Source organism: Parapedobacter indicus (genome assembly GCF_900113765.1).
GTDB lineage: Bacteria > Bacteroidota > Bacteroidia > Sphingobacteriales > Sphingobacteriaceae > Parapedobacter > Parapedobacter indicus.
In genome coordinates this window covers 328,136-347,000 of record NZ_FOQO01000002.1, presented here as the reverse complement: position 1 = coordinate 347,000, position 18,865 = coordinate 328,136, and the positions used below count along the sequence as shown (strand labels likewise).

13 protein-coding genes are annotated in these 18,865 nt (G+C 47.8%); 12 read left to right on the top strand and 1 reads right to left on the bottom strand.

The window, feature by feature from the left end; genetic code table 11:
• The first annotated feature begins 33 nt into the window (after positions 1-33).
• From BMZ56_RS05115 to BMZ56_RS05090, 6 genes are all read left to right on the top strand, one after another.
• Complete coding sequence (locus tag BMZ56_RS05115) at positions 34-579, top strand: RNA polymerase sigma factor (RefSeq protein ID WP_181127797.1); 546 nt, start codon at positions 34-36, stop codon at positions 577-579.
• An 86-nt stretch (positions 580-665) separates the two neighbouring features.
• Positions 666-1,856, top strand: coding sequence for a FecR family protein (locus tag BMZ56_RS05110; RefSeq protein ID WP_090625021.1), 1,191 nt, complete (start codon positions 666-668; stop codon positions 1,854-1,856).
• Between the two features lie 233 nt (positions 1,857-2,089).
• On the top strand, positions 2,090-5,368 hold the full coding sequence (locus BMZ56_RS05105; protein ID WP_090625018.1) for a SusC/RagA family TonB-linked outer membrane protein: 3,279 nt from the start codon (positions 2,090-2,092) through the stop codon (positions 5,366-5,368).
• A gap of 92 nt (positions 5,369-5,460) precedes the next feature.
• A complete protein-coding gene (locus BMZ56_RS05100) occupies positions 5,461-6,942 on the top strand; it encodes a RagB/SusD family nutrient uptake outer membrane protein (RefSeq protein ID WP_090625015.1) in 1,482 nt (493 codons plus the stop codon).
• Positions 6,943-6,987: 45 nt separating this feature from the next.
• Positions 6,988-8,898, top strand: coding sequence for an FAD-dependent oxidoreductase (locus BMZ56_RS05095; protein ID WP_090625012.1), 1,911 nt, complete (start codon positions 6,988-6,990; stop codon positions 8,896-8,898).
• A complete protein-coding gene (locus tag BMZ56_RS05090; RefSeq protein ID WP_104443693.1) occupies positions 8,895-9,956 on the top strand; it encodes a hypothetical protein in 1,062 nt (353 codons plus the stop codon). Before BMZ56_RS05095 ends, BMZ56_RS05090 begins: the two co-directional genes overlap by 4 nt.
• 4 nt (positions 9,957-9,960) lie before the next feature.
• On the opposite strand, the gene BMZ56_RS05085 is transcribed toward BMZ56_RS05090, so the two are convergent.
• Complete coding sequence (locus BMZ56_RS05085) at positions 9,961-10,539, bottom strand: DUF937 domain-containing protein (protein ID WP_090625006.1); 579 nt, start codon at positions 10,537-10,539, stop codon at positions 9,961-9,963.
• Positions 10,540-10,769: 230 nt separating this feature from the next.
• Between BMZ56_RS05085 and BMZ56_RS05080 the strand changes: the two genes are divergently transcribed.
• The 6 genes from BMZ56_RS05080 (at position 10,770) to BMZ56_RS05055 (ending at position 18,856) form a co-directional block, all read left to right on the top strand.
• A complete protein-coding gene (locus BMZ56_RS05080) occupies positions 10,770-11,669 on the top strand; it encodes a DnaJ C-terminal domain-containing protein (protein WP_090625003.1) in 900 nt (299 codons plus the stop codon).
• 14 nt (positions 11,670-11,683) lie between these two features.
• The gene (locus BMZ56_RS05075; RefSeq protein WP_090625001.1) at positions 11,684-11,968 is read left to right on the top strand and encodes a chaperone modulator CbpM; all 285 of its coding nucleotides are present in this window, start codon (positions 11,684-11,686) and stop codon (positions 11,966-11,968) included.
• A 104-nt stretch (positions 11,969-12,072) separates the two neighbouring features.
• A complete protein-coding gene (locus tag BMZ56_RS05070) occupies positions 12,073-12,591 on the top strand; it encodes an RNA polymerase sigma-70 factor (RefSeq protein ID WP_090624998.1) in 519 nt (172 codons plus the stop codon).
• A gap of 60 nt (positions 12,592-12,651) precedes the next feature.
• Entirely contained in the window at positions 12,652-13,773 is a 1,122-nt protein-coding gene (locus BMZ56_RS05065; protein ID WP_090624996.1) for a FecR family protein, read from the top strand.
• 41 nt (positions 13,774-13,814) lie between these two features.
• Positions 13,815-17,138: a TonB-dependent receptor gene (locus tag BMZ56_RS05060; RefSeq protein ID WP_245893084.1), complete on the top strand. Its 3,324-nt coding sequence runs from the start codon at positions 13,815-13,817 to the stop codon at positions 17,136-17,138.
• 26 nt (positions 17,139-17,164) lie between these two features.
• Positions 17,165-18,856, top strand: coding sequence for a RagB/SusD family nutrient uptake outer membrane protein (locus BMZ56_RS05055; protein ID WP_090625782.1), 1,692 nt, complete (start codon positions 17,165-17,167; stop codon positions 18,854-18,856).
• Positions 18,857-18,865 lie beyond the last annotated feature (9 nt).

Genomic DNA, 18,865 nt, shown 5'->3' with positions numbered 1-18,865 from the left:
GGTTCCTTGGATGATCAAAAGCTTATTGTAATAATGAAGACGGGTGCCAACTTGGCTTTTGATGCACTGTTCGATCGTTATCACCAGGCACTTTATAAAAATATTTTTCGACTGGTCCGAAATAATCAGGTTGCTGCAGATATTTTACAGGACACCTTTGTGGCGCTTTGGCAAAATCGGGACAAGCTGGACCCTAATCAATCCGTAAGTGGTTGGTTATTTCAGGTCAGTTATCGGAACAGCATCAGTTACCTACGTAAAAAGCAACGGGAAGAGGCTGCATTACAAGATTTTCCTTTCGAAATCGAGCATCATCAATCAGACCAATACGAATACCAAGTTAGGTTGTTAAATTCAGCTATGGCACGGCTTTCTACGCAGAAAAGGCGGGTATTTACGCTCTGTAAGCTCGAAGGTAAGACGTATGACGAAACCGCATCGGTTATGGGGCTCTCCAGACATACCGTCAAAGAATACCTCAGTAGCGCCGTTACTAGCATCAAGGAGTTTATCCGCACACATCCCGATGTTTCCGGATATATTACTGTCATCCTGCTCCTTCGGTGTTTTCTGCTGTGAATTCGGTGGCCGACAACAATTTAAAATAAATACGTCCTCTACCCCCCCGTTTTCTCCTTGGGTGCGTATTTACCATAAAAACAGCATTGGAAAACCAAAAGCAGCGATTGCGGCAACTTTTGCAAGCGTCGGAATGGGACGAACAGGATAAGGAATGGCTACGCCATTATCTTGCCGAATACGATGGAAAAGACCTGGAAGCCCTCGTCTTTGAGCACTATCAAAGAGATTTGGGCGATCCAATCCCTGCATTGGATCGCGCGGAATCTGAACAGCTACGTCGCGCATTACATAAAAGACTGAACCTGTCTTCCTCCTCAGTGCATCAGCCGATCACCTCGAATCGACGACTTTTCATGGGGGTGGCAGCAGCTGTCCTGCTGTTATCTCTCGCGGGTTGGTGGTTCTGGCGCCAAGTGTCAATACCTACTAAGGAAGAAGCCAATCTTGCACAGCAGGTGATCACACCTGGTGGCAATAAAGCGACCCTTGTACTTTCCGATGGCCGGTCCGTTGACCTCAGCACCGCAAAGGACGGCATTGTCATGGGGCTTACCGGGCAGGTAGCTTATGGGGATGGCAGCCTGGTGTCTTTAAATGAGCAACCGTCTGCAAAGGACCAAGCCGTCATCAACCACTATACATTGTCGGTACCAAAAGGAGGCCAATACCAACTTACGTTATCGGATGGAACGCGGGTATGGCTCAACTCGGCTTCAACGCTCCGTTATCCGCCAAAATTTAACGACAATTTTCGTGAGGTTGAGCTTGAAGGAGAGGCCTATTTTGAGGTCAGCCATAGCCATAACCAGCCTTTCGTGGTGAAATCCGCCCACCAGTCGACAACGGTATTGGGCACTACTTTCAATATCATGGCATATGCCGATGAGTTGGAAATGACGACTACACTCGTTTCGGGCGCCGTCAGGGTTGATTATATAGGTGAAGCGGCTAACACGGTGACCTCCGCTGTCTTAGCTCCGGGTGAAGCAACCCTGCTCGTTCCGGATGGAACATTACGGAAACAACGAGTGGATATAGCGGCAGCTACCGCATGGAAAGATGGAAAATTCTATTTTAGAAAAACTCCTTTCGCCCAAATGATGAGGCAATTGGCACGGTGGTATGATATTGAAGTTGCTTATCGCGGTGCTATTCCCAACGAAACGTTCAGCGGCGAACTGAACAGAGACATGCCGCTGGAGACGGTATTGGACTTTCTGATCGGATCGGATATCCGCTTCGCTACGCAGGGTCGTACCCTCGTATTTAACTAATTAACTGATTATATAACAACGAAACGAACTGCTTATGAAAACATAACTTACAGTAAACCAAAAACAGAAACAGGGATTGCTGCAAACAATCCCTGCCATGTTCGGACGTATTCACCACCGGGGTCAGAACCGGATTTTTACACATATCCAAACAGACAAAAGTAATGAAAAAATGCGAATCGGGCTGCTACGCATCCTACAGGCAGCCATTTATAGATCAATTATACTTAATTATGAGGATAACAACCCTGCTGTTATTGGTTGGGAGCCTGCATCTCAGTGCCTCCTCTTTATCGCAGACCGTAAGCCTCCAGGCTTATAGGAAGCCACTACGGGACGTATTGGACGAGGTGAAAAAGCAAACCGGTTACTCGGTTGTATACAACGACCGGCTGGTTGAGCGGGCAGAACGCATTACTATACAAGCCGATCATATGCCGCTGAATGAGTTCCTCAATAGCGTACTAACCCCAAGCTCGCTCATCTACCAGCTCAATGCCCAAACCATCTTAATTAAGATAGACCCCACATCACGGGGCAACAACGTGACTACAGAAGAAATCCCTCCCCAGCAACCGGTAAGCGGCATCGTTACCGATGCGGACGGACAACCACTTGCTGGTGTCAGTGTAAAGCTCGCAGGAACAAACACAGGTACGGTAACTGACGCCGATGGCCGGTATCAACTGGAAGTTCCGGGTGGCAAAGGAACGTTGGTATTCACGTACATCGGTTTCGTTCCACGAAAAGTATCGGTAGATGGTTCCGGCAAAACCGTCTCCATCAGCATGCAGGAGGAACAGTCGTCGCTTAACGAGGTCGTCATCGTCGGATACGGTACCCAGCGTAAGATCGAGACAACCGGATCCATTGCCTCCGTAAGTAGCAGCGAGATCAACCAAACTCCGGTCGCTAACCTGGCACAGGGTATGCAGGCGCGTGTCCCCGGTGTGCAGATCACCCAAAATTCAGGTGCTCCAGGTGGGAATATCAGCGTTCGGATACGGGGCACTAACTCCATACAGGGGACATCAGAACCTCTCTATATCGTGGATGGCGTGCAGATTTCTAACGGTGGAGGTATCAAGGCTGTCAGTCCTTTATCCACCATTAACCCGGGCGATATCGAGTCAATAGAGGTATTAAAAGACGCCTCCTCTACAGCTATTTATGGAGCGCGGGCAGCGAACGGAGTGGTCTTGATTACTACCAAGCGCGGGAAGTCAGGTCCCACCCGTGTCGTATTTGACAGTTATTACGGCTCGCAGCGAGTCACTAAGATGCTCCCTGTACTGAACGCGCAGCAATTTGCCGAACTGGAAAACGAAACGTTTAAAAATAACTTTTATCCCGATCCCGCCTCCTTAGGCGAAGGTGTGAACTGGCAGCGTCTGATCTTTCGGGATGCACCCATACAAAATCACCAGCTGTCCATTAGCGGTGGCTCTGAAAAGACCCTTTTTGCACTTTCTGCCAACTATTTCGATCAGGATGGCATCATCATCAAATCCAATTTCAAACGCTATGCTGTCCGCCTTAATCTGGACCACACCATCAATCCGTCGATTAAGATCGGTGCCAACATTTTGGCCAGCAACAACATCAATCGCGGTATTCAAACCGGCGGTACTACGGAATCGGTGACTGCCAATATCCTCGGAGCGGCTATCAGTGCTCCGCCGACAATGGAACCCTACCGCGAAGATGGCACGCTTTACCCGTTTGGCGAGCAGGCGCAGGGCCGGTACCGGGAAGTCTTTAACCCACTTGGCTTGGCTGAGATCCTGGAGCGTAACACCATCAACCGGACGCTTGGCAACTTTTACGGCGAAGCAACGATTTTGGAAGGTCTGACGTACAAAGCCTCTTTCATTGTAGACATTGGCCATGATTTACGCGACTACTATTCACCGCTTTCTATCATCAGTATCGCCGACCGGGATGACCGCTCGGGATCCGGTGAAAAAACCAATGTGCATAATACGACGTTGCTGCATGAAAGTGTTGTCACTTATAACACGTCTTTCGCCGACCAGCATCGACTGAAATTTACCGGCCTTTATGCCGCCCAAGTAGAAATGATGAATAGGGCTTTCAGTAAAGGCTTTGGTTTTCCTAATGATGCCACGCTGAACGAGGCCCTGCAACTCGCGCAGAACTTTGATGCTAGCAGCGATCGCTCCAAAGCGCAACTTGTTTCGTATATGGGCCGGATCAATTACGGTTACGGCGACCGCTTTTTTCTGGATGTCACGGCGCGTATCGATGGTTCGAGCAAGTTCGGTAAGAACAACAAATATGGATTCTTTCCTGCGGTATCGGGTGCATGGCGGTTAATTGAGGAGGATTTTTTAAAGAACAGTACCGTTTTTTCCGACCTTAAGCTGCGTGCAAGTTACGGCGTCACCGGTAACGCGGGAGCCATTGGTGCATACCAGTCGCTTAATACCGTCGCAGCAGGGGGAGGGTATGTAATCACCCATATTTTCAACAACGGGATCAAGCCGTCGGGTATCGCTAATCCTGATCTCCGCTGGGAACGATCCACCCAAAGCAACATCGGCATGGACATCGGCCTGGGCCAAGGACGTTATAACTTTACCTTCGATGTGTATCACAAACGAACCGATGACCTGTTGTACGTTAAAGCCCTGCCGCTTTCGTCGGGTTATCCCAACATTACCGGTAATTTTGCGTCGCTTGAGAACAAGGGAATTGAATTGGCCGGGAATGCCATTCTCTTCGACGGTGATTTCAAATGGGATATGTCGGCCAACCTCTCCATTAACAAGAACAAGGTGCTGAGTCTGGATGGAGGAATTACCACCGAACGTTTTGTAAATACCTATAGCATCTTAAAAGAAGGGGAGCCACTGGGATCTTTTAAAACGTACGTATTTGACGGTATCAATCAGCCGGGTGACGAGATTTTGCCGGGCTATGACGGCCGCGTAGGTGGACACAAGATACGCGATATGAATCAGGATGGTCAGATCAATTCCGCCGATCAGGTAATTACCGGGAATCCGAATCCGAAATTCATCTTCGGATTCTCAACCAACCTGTCGTACAAGCATTTCGACTTCAGTGCTTTCCTATCCGGTGTCCAGGGGAATGACCTCTTTAACTTCAGTCGGTATCGTTTTGAAAATCCCTTTGGCCTGCAGAACTTGCTAAAAGTGATGGAAGACCGGTGGACACCCACCAACCCGTCCAATCAATATGCCAGTGCGCTTCAGGGTGGGCGTCTTCCCGTCAGCGACACATTTATTGAAGATGGATCATTTATCCGCTGCAAGAACGTTACGCTGGGATATACGCTTACTGAACTAGGTAAAATCAGTAGCCTACGTGTTTATCTTAGTGCCAATAACCTGTTTACCATCACCGGATACAGTGGATACGATCCCGAAGTCAATTCGTATGCCGGAGACAATAGGATTATCGGCGTTGACAATACAGTATATCCGCAGGCACGTTCGTTCCTCGCCGGAATTCAGTTGTCTTTTTAATCAGCATTCATTGATACCGAGAGACATTCATTGATACCGAGAGACATTCATTGATACCGAAAAAAATAGACAAAAAATTAATAATTATTCAAATGAAGAAACTAATTATTACCCTGACCCTATCCGTCCTGATGGCTTCCTGCCAGAAAATGGATGAAACCGTCTATTCGTCCATATATACGGAAAACTTTTATCAAAACGCATCCGATGCGGAAAAAGCACTGTTTGCGGCATATGCATCGGTTGCTGACCTAAGCGGCGTACCCGTTATGCTGCTCGTTCCGGAATCAAGCGCCGATCAGCTTTATCCCCGGGCGGTAGTTGGACGTAATACCCTTACCCAGTTTTCCTATGACGCGAACTATACGGCGTTAAAAACCGCTGGCCGTGTAACCGAGTCGCCGCAGTCGATTTGGGAATTCTGCTATAAGGGCATTGAAAGCTGTAATTGGGTGATCGAAAAAGTGCCGGGTGCCACCATGGAGGAGGTACGGAAAGGCCAGATCATCGGTGAAGCGCGCTTCTTGCGCGCCTTTTATCACTGGATGCTGACAAAAAATTTCGGCGATATTCCGGTAAAGACCAAGCCCAGTATTACCGAGCAGGATGCTATTGTTGGCAATAGTCCCAAAGCCGATGTTTACCAGCAAATTTACCAGGATCTGGAGGAAGCCGCCAAGGCGGGATTCCCGTCTTTTCCGCAGGTAGAGGCAGGGCGGCCTTCACGCGAAGCGGTCGATGCGCTCTATGCAAAAGCCGCACTGTATAATGAAGATTGGCAGGTAGCTCTTGCCAAAGCCGAAGCGGTTATACAATCGGGGGCTTACGCACTCATGCCCGACGTAACCAAGGTCTTTACCATCGCAGATGAGGAAGCAGCCCGGATTGAAAACATCTGGGCCTTTGAAGGCGATTACCTGGCTCCCGGACGTGCCACAAGCTTTCCGAGTTTACTCGGTCCTCCCGGCAGTTCCGCACCTGAATATGCCAAAACCACCTTCGGATCCGTCTTTGCCTATCAGGCTTTTTTTGATTCCTTCGATGCTAGGGATAACCGGCGGAAATTGCTCGATACCAATTACGTCGACAAAGAAGGAAAAGTGGTTGCTCAAAAAAACATCACACCCGTTACTCCGAAGGCCGTTTTAGTTAAAAAATATCAAGACCCCTTGCAAAACGGTCCAAGTTGCAACATTCCCATCCTGCGGCTAGCCGACATTTATCTGATTGCAGCCGAAGCCGCCTTTCGATTGGAAAATACATCGAAAGCGTTGCAATACCTCAATGTGGTTCGTAGACGTGCATTTGGTGTAGCCCTAGATGTACCATCGGCTTTCGATCTGGCCGTTGTGGATGAAGACATCATTCTTCGGGAGCGGTCCTGGGAGTTGTACGGAGAAGGAGATCGTTGGTATGATCTTACTCGTACCGGTAAATTCATGTCTGTAATCCCCGGTGCCGTGAATGACGTGTACCCGTCCCGCCCCGTCGAACAGAAGCACCAATACTTTCCGATTCCGCAGGACGAGATCAATGCCAATCCATTGATTACCCAGAATCCTTTGTGGGATTAACCGGATACAATTATTTTTGAATAAATCGTTAATAAAAATAGACAGATGAAGAACAACAGGCGTAAATTTCTTAAGCATGTAGGACTGGGATCAGGGTTGCTGGTTACGAATCCCGGTTTTGCCTTTACCTCCGGAGAGGTCGATCTCCAGGATATTAAACGCAATGCAGATGTATTTGCAAAGCGTTTATTAAAAACCGATATCCTTATTGCTGGCGGAGGAATGTCCGGCGTATGTGCAGCCCTCGCGGCTGCAAGGAATGGAGCAAAAGTGATTCTCATACAAAACCGCTCACGTCTTGGCGGCAATGCCAGTAGCGAGATCCGGATGCACATTTCCGGTGCAAGTACACTGCAACAGGTTTGGCGTGAAACGGGCATCCTTGAAGAACTGGTGCTCACCGAGGCCGTCACTAATCCGCAGGTTTGCTACGAAATGTTTGACTATGTTCTGTACGATAAAGTACATTCCGAAAAAAACATCACCTTGCTGCTAGATACGATGCTGTTTGATGTGGAGAGCCAGGATGACCAAATCCAGTTGATCAGGGCGTACTGCTCGCAAACGGAAGAATTGTATGAGATCTCAGCCAGCTATTTTGCTGACTGCACCGGCGATGCAACACTGGCTGCCTTGGCTGGTGCAGAATTCATGCGTGGGCGGGAAGCTAAATCGCAGTGGAACGAATCACTTGGGCAGGATCAAGCCGATGAGGTCAATATGGGCAGCAGTTTGATGTTTCAGGCCCGTAAGCACGATCGCCCTATGCCATTCGTTGCGCCCTCATGGGCGAGGAAATACACATTCAAAGATTTCATGCATCGTCGCATCGATGCCTACGATTATGGATATTGGTGGCTAGAGCTGGGTGGCAAAGTGGATATTGTTAAAGATATTCTGAACGATGGTCAGCGTCTTCGTGACGAACTGATGGCCGTCATGTTCGGCGTATGGGATTATATCAAGAACTCAGGCGACCACCCCGATTCGGCCAATTGGTCTCTTTCTTGGTTTGGTATGATACCCGGGAAACGAGAAAGCCGGCGGATCGTAGGCGACTACATCATGATCCAGCGGGACATCCAGTCGCCCCAGCCGTTTGAAGACCGTGTCGCATACGGTGGATGGCCGCTTGATGACCACCTGCCCGACGGCATGGACGACACTTCCAAAAAACCCAATACAGCGATCCGGCTGAAGGGGCCGTATTCCATCCCGCTTCGTTCACTGCATAGCAAGAGTTTTTCCAACCTGTTTATGGCCGGTCGCAACGTCAGCGTTTCTCACGTCGCGTTATCATCCACCCGCGTGATGGCTACCTGTGCCACCATGGGCCAGGCAATTGGTACAGCCATGGCCTACTGTATTTCCGCAGGCATCGGCCCTGCATCCCTCAGTGGAGACAAAAGCCACATGCAGCGCCTTCAGCAACAACTGCTGCGGCAGGACCAAGCGATACTGGACGTCGTCAATACCGACGAAAAGGATCTGGCGCGGAAAGCTTCTGTGCGCGCCTCTGCAGAAACAGCAGAGGGAAAAGCGGCCTACGTCATCGATGGGTATAATCGGCTGGTGGCCGACGGAAAAACCCATCATTGGCAGGCAGAAATGACCGGTGAGCCTTGGATTGAGCTTCATTGGGATACCGAGCAAACCCTCGGTACCATCGAATGTACCTTTGATACTGGCTTACATCGGTATCTGCGCATTTCGCCATCGCAAGCTGTATTGGATATGAACCAGGTACGTGGGCCGCAGCCGGAGACCGTTTCAGGCTATACCATTACAGTACAACGGGACGGACAAACCGTACATGAGGAATACATCGACGGCAACTATCTCCGCAAAAGAGTCCATACGTTTTCACCTGTTACGTGCGACACCGTGCGTATCAGCGTCCGGCAGACACATGGAGATCAATTGGCACGTATCTTTGAAATCAGATGCTATTCATGAAAACCAGCTGCTTTTTAGGCTTTTTGCTGCTAGGATACCTGTTTGTCCCGGTATCGTATGGTCAGGAGCCAGCCGTAGACGCTAATTTCTTATACAAAGCGAACGATTCGACCGTAGTGACCGTACACCTGCTGAAGGATACAGCAGGTGTACCGGCTTGTTATGCGGCACACCTGATCACCGGCGTATGTGCAGATGGATTATGTAGGCCGGTTGATATCCATATTTATTGGGATCTGCTTGGTCAATTTCAGGATTATAAAATGTCACGGGGTCATCCGATCACCAAATTTGATCATCAGCCGCTAACAACGGATGACCACATAAAGCTGCGTCGCCTTTTGGCTGACACCAGTTCGCTGCTTCGGGACTATGCCGTGGCTGACATGATCGACACCACCCTAAAGGTACGATCGGGTGTGTTGGATGCGGTAACGGGAGCAACCAATCCTACATTTGCATCCATCACGGTCGAAGGGGCGATGTACACGGTATATACGCTGTGGCATTTCGTAAATGGTACGGTTCGTCAGCAGATTCGCCGGTACACGGAAGCACGGTTGACCGATGCACTGATTATAGCAATGCTTCGATCTGATCGGCTGGATTATCAGCAATTCGTCTACGAACGCCTCACCAATGAGCAACACCGGCAATTTGCTCCCATCATACTCACCTTGATCGGTAGTAACGACCCTTATATTCCACACTTTGCCATCGATCAATTGACTCCGGAACTCTTGGCTGACTCTGTCCTGCAAATGCGTGCCGTCGGGTTTATCGAAACCGCCGCAACGCCTGTTCAGAATTCGCTGTTATCCAAGTTTAGAAACCTGCCGCTCCACGACAAAAGTATGGAGTTACTGCTGAAAGCGGTTCCATCTTTTTCTGCCGGCCAATTGACCAACGTTTTTGCTGTTTTGGAAGGCAACATCCCATCCATTAAGGGACGGGCACTGCATACATTAATTGAACTGTCCCAACACAAGGGAAAACCGTATAGCCAATATATGGCAAAGTTGATTCAGCGGATTCCGAAAGTTAACAGCGTAAATTAACCAGTCATTTTTTTCCGAAAAAGCCGCCCAGCAAACCGCCGACATCATCCATGCCTAGTTTTCCGTCGCCATTTTGATCCAAAAGACCGCCTAATACGTTACTGCCGGATTGTCCGCCGAGCAGACCTCCCAATAAATCATTCAACCCATTTCCGTCACTTACGTTATTGCTGCGGCTTTGCTTTCCTAAGTATCCCATTACGATAGGAGCCAACATAGCTAATATCTTGGATACTGTACCGGAAGATACTCCGGTTTTTTTGGCTATGCCCAGCTCCAACGCGCCTTGCTTATTACCCAATACGTGTTTTAATATCCCGTTCCCATCCGACGTGTCGTTACTCCCCAAAAAGCCGGAAATATTTTCCAGGATACTTCCGTCATGTTTGGAGCCGATGGCCTGCAAGATACCTTGGGCGCCCTGGCTGTTGCTTGCATTGTTTTGCAACGCACCCAATAGCGCAGGCAAGGCCGTTGATACCACCGACTGGGTTTCCGCTTCGGAAGCCCCGGTTTGTTTGGAAATCCCAGCCGTAAGCTGTTGGCCAAGATTGCCATTTAAAAGACTCAATAGTTGTTCCATGATGATCTGTTTATAATAGACTAAGGTAGCAACTCTGATTGAAGATCCATGCCAATTGCCGAACTTTTATGGATTGATGATCGTCTCTCGGAGCGAATATATACGTTATAAAGGTACATAAAGGGTACGGAATAGGTGTATATACCGTGCGGAAGGGGTGCAGAAAAGGGGGATCTGTCTTGTCGATATAAGCAGAATTAGCTAAGTTTGAATGATTACTGTAAAGACTTATGGCATTTGTTGACTACTATAACGTATTGGGGGTGGATAAAAAAGCCAGCACCGATGACATTAAGAAGGCATACCGCAAATTGGCGCGGAAATACCATCCGGATGTAAACCCGAACGATGAACAGGCGAAACAGCGCTTTCAGGAAGTCAATGAAGCGAACGAGGTATTGTCTGATCCCGAAAAACGCAAGAAATATGACCAATATGGAGAACATTGGCAACATGGTGAACAGTTTGAGCAAGCCCAAAGACAACAGGGACGTACGCGCAGCCGAAATGCATCAGGTGGACAATCCCAATATGAGTATACCGGAAATTTTGATGAAGGCGAATTTTCGGATTTCTTCGAATCCCTTTTCGGTACACGCGCCGGCGGGGGCAGACGTACTGTATTCAAGGGGCAGGACTATCATGCAGAACTGGAATTGTCTCTGGAAGAGGCCTACTATACACACCAGCGGACATTTACGGTAAATGGCAAAAATGTACGGATTACGGTTCAGGCCGGTATTGCCGACGGGCAGACCATTAAATTGGCTGGATGGGGTAGTCCCGGTATGAATGGAGGGCCTAATGGTGATCTGTATATTAAATTCAATATTGCACCCGATCCGGTATGGAAACGGCAGGGAAATGATTTATATCGCACCATGGACATCGATTTATACACAGCTATATTGGGAGGCGAGCTTCAGATCGATACAATGGCAGGCCCTGTTAAAATGAAAATCAAGCCGGAAACCCAAAATGGCACAAAGGTACGATTGAAAGGCAAAGGATTTCCGGTATACAAAAAAGAAGGACACTTCGGCGATCTTTATATCACCCTAGCTGTGAAAATTCCAACCAACCTGACCGCCAAACAGAAAGAGCTATTCAGCCAATTGGCCCAATTGTAAAGGAGGATAAAAGCATGAAAAAGGACGTCATCACTGTAAAGGAATATTGCCATATCCATCAAATTGAAGTAACGTTCATCGATTATCTGGAAGAGAGTGGTCTGGTGCAGCTTACATCGGTAAACAGGCAGCGTTGCATCCCACATGACGCGCTCGGTGCGGTGGAGCGCTTGGTCAATTGGCATATGGAGCTCGAAGTAAACCCACAGGGATTAGAGGTCGCCAATACACTGTATCAGCGCGTATTGGAATTGCAGGAGGAAATTGTCCGTTTGCGTTCGGCCCTGAAAAATAGCTAAGCGCTTCGAGTATCGGTAATACTGCATTTGCGTTATGTAAGTCAGAAATAATCGTTAATATTGCCTCAACTGATTCAATCATTTTATAAACGTGCCCAAAAATTATGGATATCGAAGGGGTATTTCGTGCATACTACCGTCGTCTCTGTCACTTTGCATGGCAACTGATACAGGATGAGTCCGTGGTTGAGGACATCGTTCAAGATGTCTTTGTATACCTATGGGATCATCCTACTTCGATAAAAGGAGGCGAGCAAGCCTTGCAATCATTCCTATATTCAGCGGTTAGGCACAGTTGCTACAATCATGTCCGCCATCAAAAGGTACATTTAAGATACATGCATTTGTCAGCAGCCTCGATTTCCGAAGAATCTTCATATCTCGATAAGATTATTCGTGCAGAGGCAGTCGGTGAATTGGTCGCCGCGATCGAACAACTGCCGCAGGCATGCAAAGAGGTGGTCCACTTGGGATACTTTGAAGGGCTATCAAATGCCGAGATTGCGGAGCGCCTGAATATCAGCATCAACACCGTAAAAACCCAAAAGCAGCGAGCACTTAAGACATTGAAGAAATTAGTCACTCCCGAGATGTATCTCCTGCTTTGTTATCTTCTTTCTTAAAAAATCATCTTTTTTGTCACCCCTTTTTGCAGTGAGCGTTCCTTAATCCCAAATTGAGGAATGAAAACCAACCGTTTTAACATCGGCGTATTAATCGCAAAAGCAATAGAAAACCGTTTGACGGAGGAGGAAGCCGCACGGTTGAACGATTGGTTAAACCAAAATGAAGCAAACCGGAAGCTGATGGAAAGCATCCGGTCTTCCGAAACACTGCCCGCAGAGGTCGAATACGTCCGGCGGCTGGACTTGGACGGTGCTTGGGATGCCATTCGCCGTAAACGGAACGTCAAGCGCTTCGGCGCCCGATGGAAATGGCTGTCGGCTGCGGCTGCGATGTTGGTAATTGGAATGTTGTCTTTTTGGACAATGGGTGGTGGTGGAATTAACGATCAACCGATTAGCCAACTGGTGAGTCGGTGGGGAGAAGATCTGTTGCCAGCGAGCAGCCGGGCAACATTGGTATTGCCTGATGGCGGACGAATTAACCTAAGCGATAGTACACAAATTGTCTGGGCAAGCCATGATACACAAATCGACCGTCATGAGGAGGAACGATATAATACGCTCATTGTTCCAAAAGCGGGCATGTTTCAATTCACGTTGCCCGATTCCTCACGTGTATGGTTGAATTCGGATAGTAAATTACGATTTCCCGTTTCATTTTCTAAATCAGAACGGCGTGTCTTTTTGGAAGGCGAAGCTTTTTTCGAAGTAACCGGAGATGCGAGCCACCCATTTGTAGTGGATTTACAGGGAACCGAAATCACGGTGCTGGGAACAGCCTTCAATGTGAATACATTCTCAAACGTTGCAACTACGTTGGTTGAAGGTGCTGTGCGGATGACAACGGGTTCGGATGCGTTGATCCTGCAGCCGGGGCAATTGGCACAGGTAACTGAAGATAAAATAGCTGTGGGGCCTGCAGATTTCCAACAGGCATTGGCATGGAAAAATGGCGAATTTTATTTCAGGCAGGGAAAAATTGTCAACATCCTTGACGAACTATCGCGGTGGTACGGGTTTGACGTACAGTATGAAGGCGAAATCCCAGATAAACAATATACAGGGGGCATAGCAAGAAATGTTCGACTGTCAGAATTGTTGGAGATGCTTGCTTATGTGTTTCGTGCGGATTTCAGGATTGAAGGAAAGTCGGTGAGTGTACATTTCAAATCAGAATAAAACAAGAATAAACCAATTTTTTAAACTAAAAAGTAATGCAAATGAGGAAACTTCTATTATTTGTTTGGGTGGTATTGGTAGTTTCCGCCAAGGCGGAGACACGTGCCCAGCCACTGTCAGTTTCGTACAAGGGCACGACAGTAGCCCACATACTTGCTGATTTAAAAAAGCAAACCGGTCTTAAGTTCTTCTACGAAGAAGAACTCATCGCACGGTGTGGAAAGATGGACATTGAATTACAGGATAAGTCCATCAAAGAGATTTTAGATGCCGTGCTGATTCCGAACCGGTTGGAATACCGCATTATCGGAGGAACGGTTAATATTATTGCAGCACGACGGGGGGTATCTTCTAAAGCGCCCACGAAACAGCAGCGTGTCATCCCAGGCATCGTACATGACGATACTGGAGCGCCGTTGGAGGGAGCAAGTGTGTCGGTTAAAGGAGCCAGTCACATCGGTACGACGACCGGAGATGATGGTCGCTTCACATTGGAAATTCCATCAGCGGACGCTGTTTTGATCGTGTCCTATTTAGGGTTTGTTTCGCAGGAAGTGAGTACATCAGGCGCCCAACCACTGTCGATTGTACTCCAGCCGGATAAGTCGGATTTACAAGAAGTGGTGGTCGTTGGGTATGGTACGATGCAGAAAAAGGACCTCACAGGAGCAGTTTCTTCTGTGCAGGGACAGGAGATCGCGGCGCGTAAGACCACCCAAGTATCCACTGCCTTGCAGGGTGCGGTGCCGGGTTTGATGGTTACGCGCAGTGGTAATGCTCCGGGCGCCTCGGCAACTATACGTGTACGGGGTATAACAACTCTTACAGACGCAGGATCTAACCCGTTGATTATTCTTGATGGTGTGCCTATAGACGATATTAATTCTATTAACCCCAACGACATCGATAATATTTCCGTGTTAAAGGATGCTGCTTCTGCTTCGATATATGGCTCGCGGGCTGCTTCTGGAGTTATATTGGTTACCACAAAACGGGCAAAAGCAGGCCAATCTGGTATCGAATACAATTTTGAGCAAGGTTGGGAAACACCAACAGCAACGCCTGAATATGTCGACGCTGTGCGATTTATGCAACTGGTCAATGAACTCCGATGGAACGACAATGGTAATAACGATAATGAATATCCAAACTATCCAAAGGATGTAATAGATAATTACGTTTCCCTGAATCAGGAACGACCAGACGAATTCCCGGATACGGATTGGCAGGGTCTTATCATGAAGAATGCTGCACCCCGACAAAGTCATATACTGAGTATCTATGGTGCCGGAGAAACGATTCGCTCACGAGCCTCGCTAGCTTATGACCGGATTGACGCGTTACACAATCACCGCTCCTACGAACGACTGACAGGCCGAATCAATACAGATGCTACGATTGGTGATCGGATTTCGGCATCGATGGATATTAACTTTAAACGAACGATATCGAAACAGCCTATTATGGATCCGCTATATAAAATGGGTATCGTGCCACCAATTTATGCCGCTATTTGGTCCGATGGTAGGATCGGCGCTGGTAAGGATGGAGCTAATATTTATGCCCGCTTGAACCACGGGGGGTTCAATAATGCGTGGTATAATCAACTGGGTGGCAAGATAAACATAGATTATAAACCTTTAGACGGATTAAAGCTGTCGGGTATTTTTTCTCCCTTTCTTAATATGAATAAGGGAAAGATTTTTAACAAGCAGATACCCTATACAACTTGGTCTAGTCCAGATCAAGTTGCGGGTTATATTGAAGGTGCAACGAATACGAATTTATCAGAAAGCAGGAATGATGATTATCGTTATACGGTGCAATTCTTAGCCAATTACGACAAAAAATTTGGTGACCACCAATTGGGATTGTTGGCAGGTTATGAATATTTCAAAGCGTTCAATGAAAATCTGGGGGCCTCGCGTGATCAATACGATTTGGATAATTATCCGTATCTAAACCTTGGACCACTTGCTTTTCGTGATAATAATGGGAATGCTTACGAAAATGCATATCGGTCGTGGTTTGGTCGAGTCAGCTACAACTATAAAAGCAGGTACCTTCTGCAGGGTAACCTACGTTATGATGCCTCTTCCCGGTTTGCTCCTGGCTACCGTTGGGGGGCATTCCCATCGATTTCTGCTGGCTGGGTTGTGACAGAAGAGCCATTTTTTAATAAAAACGGCATATTGTCATTTCTGAAGATCCGTGGATCGTGGGGAACTTTAGGCAATGAACGTATTGGAAACTATCCTTACCAAGCTATTTTACGCTTTGAAAACAATTCCTTGTTTTATAACGGAAATAACGTGGTGTCCGCGCAGTCGGCCGCACAATGGCAATATGCTATCCGTGATATTACTTGGGAAACCACGCATTCTTATGATATCGGTGTAGATGCAAATCTTCTGGATAATCGCCTAAGTGTGGTGTTTGATTATTATCAGAAAACAACGAAGGATATACTTCTCGAATTGGAGATACCGGATTTTGTCGGGTTTGATAATCCCTATCAGAATACCGGAAATATGTATACACGGGGGTGGGAAGCACAAGTGGGATGGAGAGAACGGTTTGACAATTGGCATTACAACGCATCTTTCAATGTGTCTGATTTCCGTTCGCGTATGGGAAACTTAGGCGGAACCGAATTTTTAGGTGACCAGATCAAAGTAGAAGGAAGCGAATTCAACGAATGGTACGGGTATATTTCCGATGGTCTTTACCAAACGCAGGAAGAAGTGGATAACTCGGCTACACTCAATGCGAATGTTGCACCCGGGGATGTGCGATATCGGGATATCAGCGGCCCCGAGGGAACTCCCGATGGGAAGATATCGCCCGAGTACGACCGAGTATTTCTCGGAGGCTCGTTGCCAAGGTATATGTTCGGGGGAAATGTGAATGTGGGTTATCGTCAATGGGATTTCGGTATTGTAATTGAAGGGGTAGGTAAAAGAAATTCACGTTTATCTACACACATTGTTAGGCCTCTGCTAGAAAACTATGGAAACTTCCCGATTATTTTGGATGGCAATTCATGGAGCCATTACAATACAGAAGAGGTAAATAGGTCGGCTCTGTATCCCAGGTATTCGAATACATCGGCTGGAAACAATTACGCCATGTCTGACTATTGGCTGATCAACGGAGGATATCTGCGGTTGAAGAATATTTCAGTGGGATACAATTTACCGGCGGCATTGCTGGAGCGGGTTGGTATAGGCAGTATACGTCTTTACGGAACCGTAAATGATGTATTCGTAAAACACAATTTTCCTAAAGGATGGGATCCAGAAAATACATCATTGGGATATCCTATTACGAGAACATATTTAATCGGCGCGGCAATACGGTTTTAAGGATGATAATGGAAAGGGAAATAAAAATGAAAAGACTACGGTATTTATTAATAGTAAGTGGAATCGTCCTTTGGACAGCATGCGGCAAACTTGACTTAAATCCACTATCCGATGGTTCCAGCGAGACCTGGAACTCGACGGCAGATGAAATCGAAATGTCCTTAAACGGCTTTTACAAGCATGTCTTTTGGCCGGAAGACAATGACGAATGGACGGACGACTGGATCTATCGCGATGCCACCACACCGATTACTGGAGCGACCCTAAATGGGGAGACAGGTTTTGTCAAAGACCGTTGGACGAACGCTTATAAATGCATCGCCCGTGCCAATAATGTCGTTCAAAGCGTGGAACGGGCAGCTGACGTGTTGTCCGAGGAGGAAATTGAGCGCTACGCCGCCGAAGCCCGATTTGTGCGCGCAGCCCAATATGCGTACCTGTTATCCCATTACGGGAACATCGTATACAGCGACAAAATGCTGGATATCGATGAAGCATTGGAACTTGGGCAGAGCGAGCCGGCTTTCGTACTGGAAAAAATATACGAGGATTTTGACTACGCCGCGGAACACCTGAAAGCAGAATTCGGAAGCGGTGAATTAAAGCGTGCCACGAAAGGTGCAGCGTACGCATTGAAAGCTCGCATTGCGGCTTATATGGGTGATTGGATAACGGCAAGGGACGCAGCGAAAGATTGCATTGACTTGGGAGTTTATACGTTGCATCCAAATTTTGCCGAACTTTTCCTGTCGAAGACCAAAAATTCGCCTGAGGTGGTATTTGGTTTCCCCCGGTCTATCGAATTGAAAGTGACGAAGGGAGATGCCCAGAATTATGTAACCCGGAATGCGGGGGGATGGGCAGCCAAGGATCCGTCGTGGGACTTATTCTGCGCGTTTCTGTGTACAGATGGCAAGCCGATAGACGAATCCGATGTGTTTAATCCAAGGGAACCGTTCGCTAACCGCGACCCGCGTTGTGCAGCCACCATCGTTCCTTTTGGAGCCGAACACCTCGGCTATATCTACGAACCACATCCCGATACACTCAAAGTGCGTCAAGTATCAACCGGACAGTTGGTTGAAAACCGCGATACGCGTTCCGTTGCCGAGTATGCCTCATTCAACGGCCTCGTATGGAAAAAGGGAATCGACGGCGATTGGCTGTTGAACTCTTGGCAAACAGAACCCGACAAGATCGTTATCCGGTTTGCAGATGTATTGTTACTATATGCAGAAGCAAAAATCGAGCTGAATGAGATCGATGAGTCCGTGATAAACGCAATCAATCAAGTACGCGCCCGGGCATATGGCGTCGATCCTGCAACCACGGATGCGTATCCGGCAGTAACGTTGGCCGATCAAGCTTCTTTGCGTCAACAGGTGCGGATCGAGCGACGCATGGAGTTCGCATTGGAAGGAATCCGTTACATGGACCTGATTCGTTGGCAACTTGCTGAGAAGGCACTGAATAAGCCTAATTATGGCCTACTTGACCCAGCTGACCTCCGCGCAAAGGTAACCAGCAAAGATCTGTGGTTCTTTCCGGAAACCCCTGAAATAGATGAAGACGGAGTGGCCGACTTTTCGGCATTGGCAGGAGCGGGGTTGATCAAACAATTGGCAGTGCGTAAATTTGACGCGACCCGCCAGTACCTTTGGCCGATCCCTTCCACAGAGGTGTTAACCAGCGGACTGACACAGAATCCGAATTATTAACTTAATTTA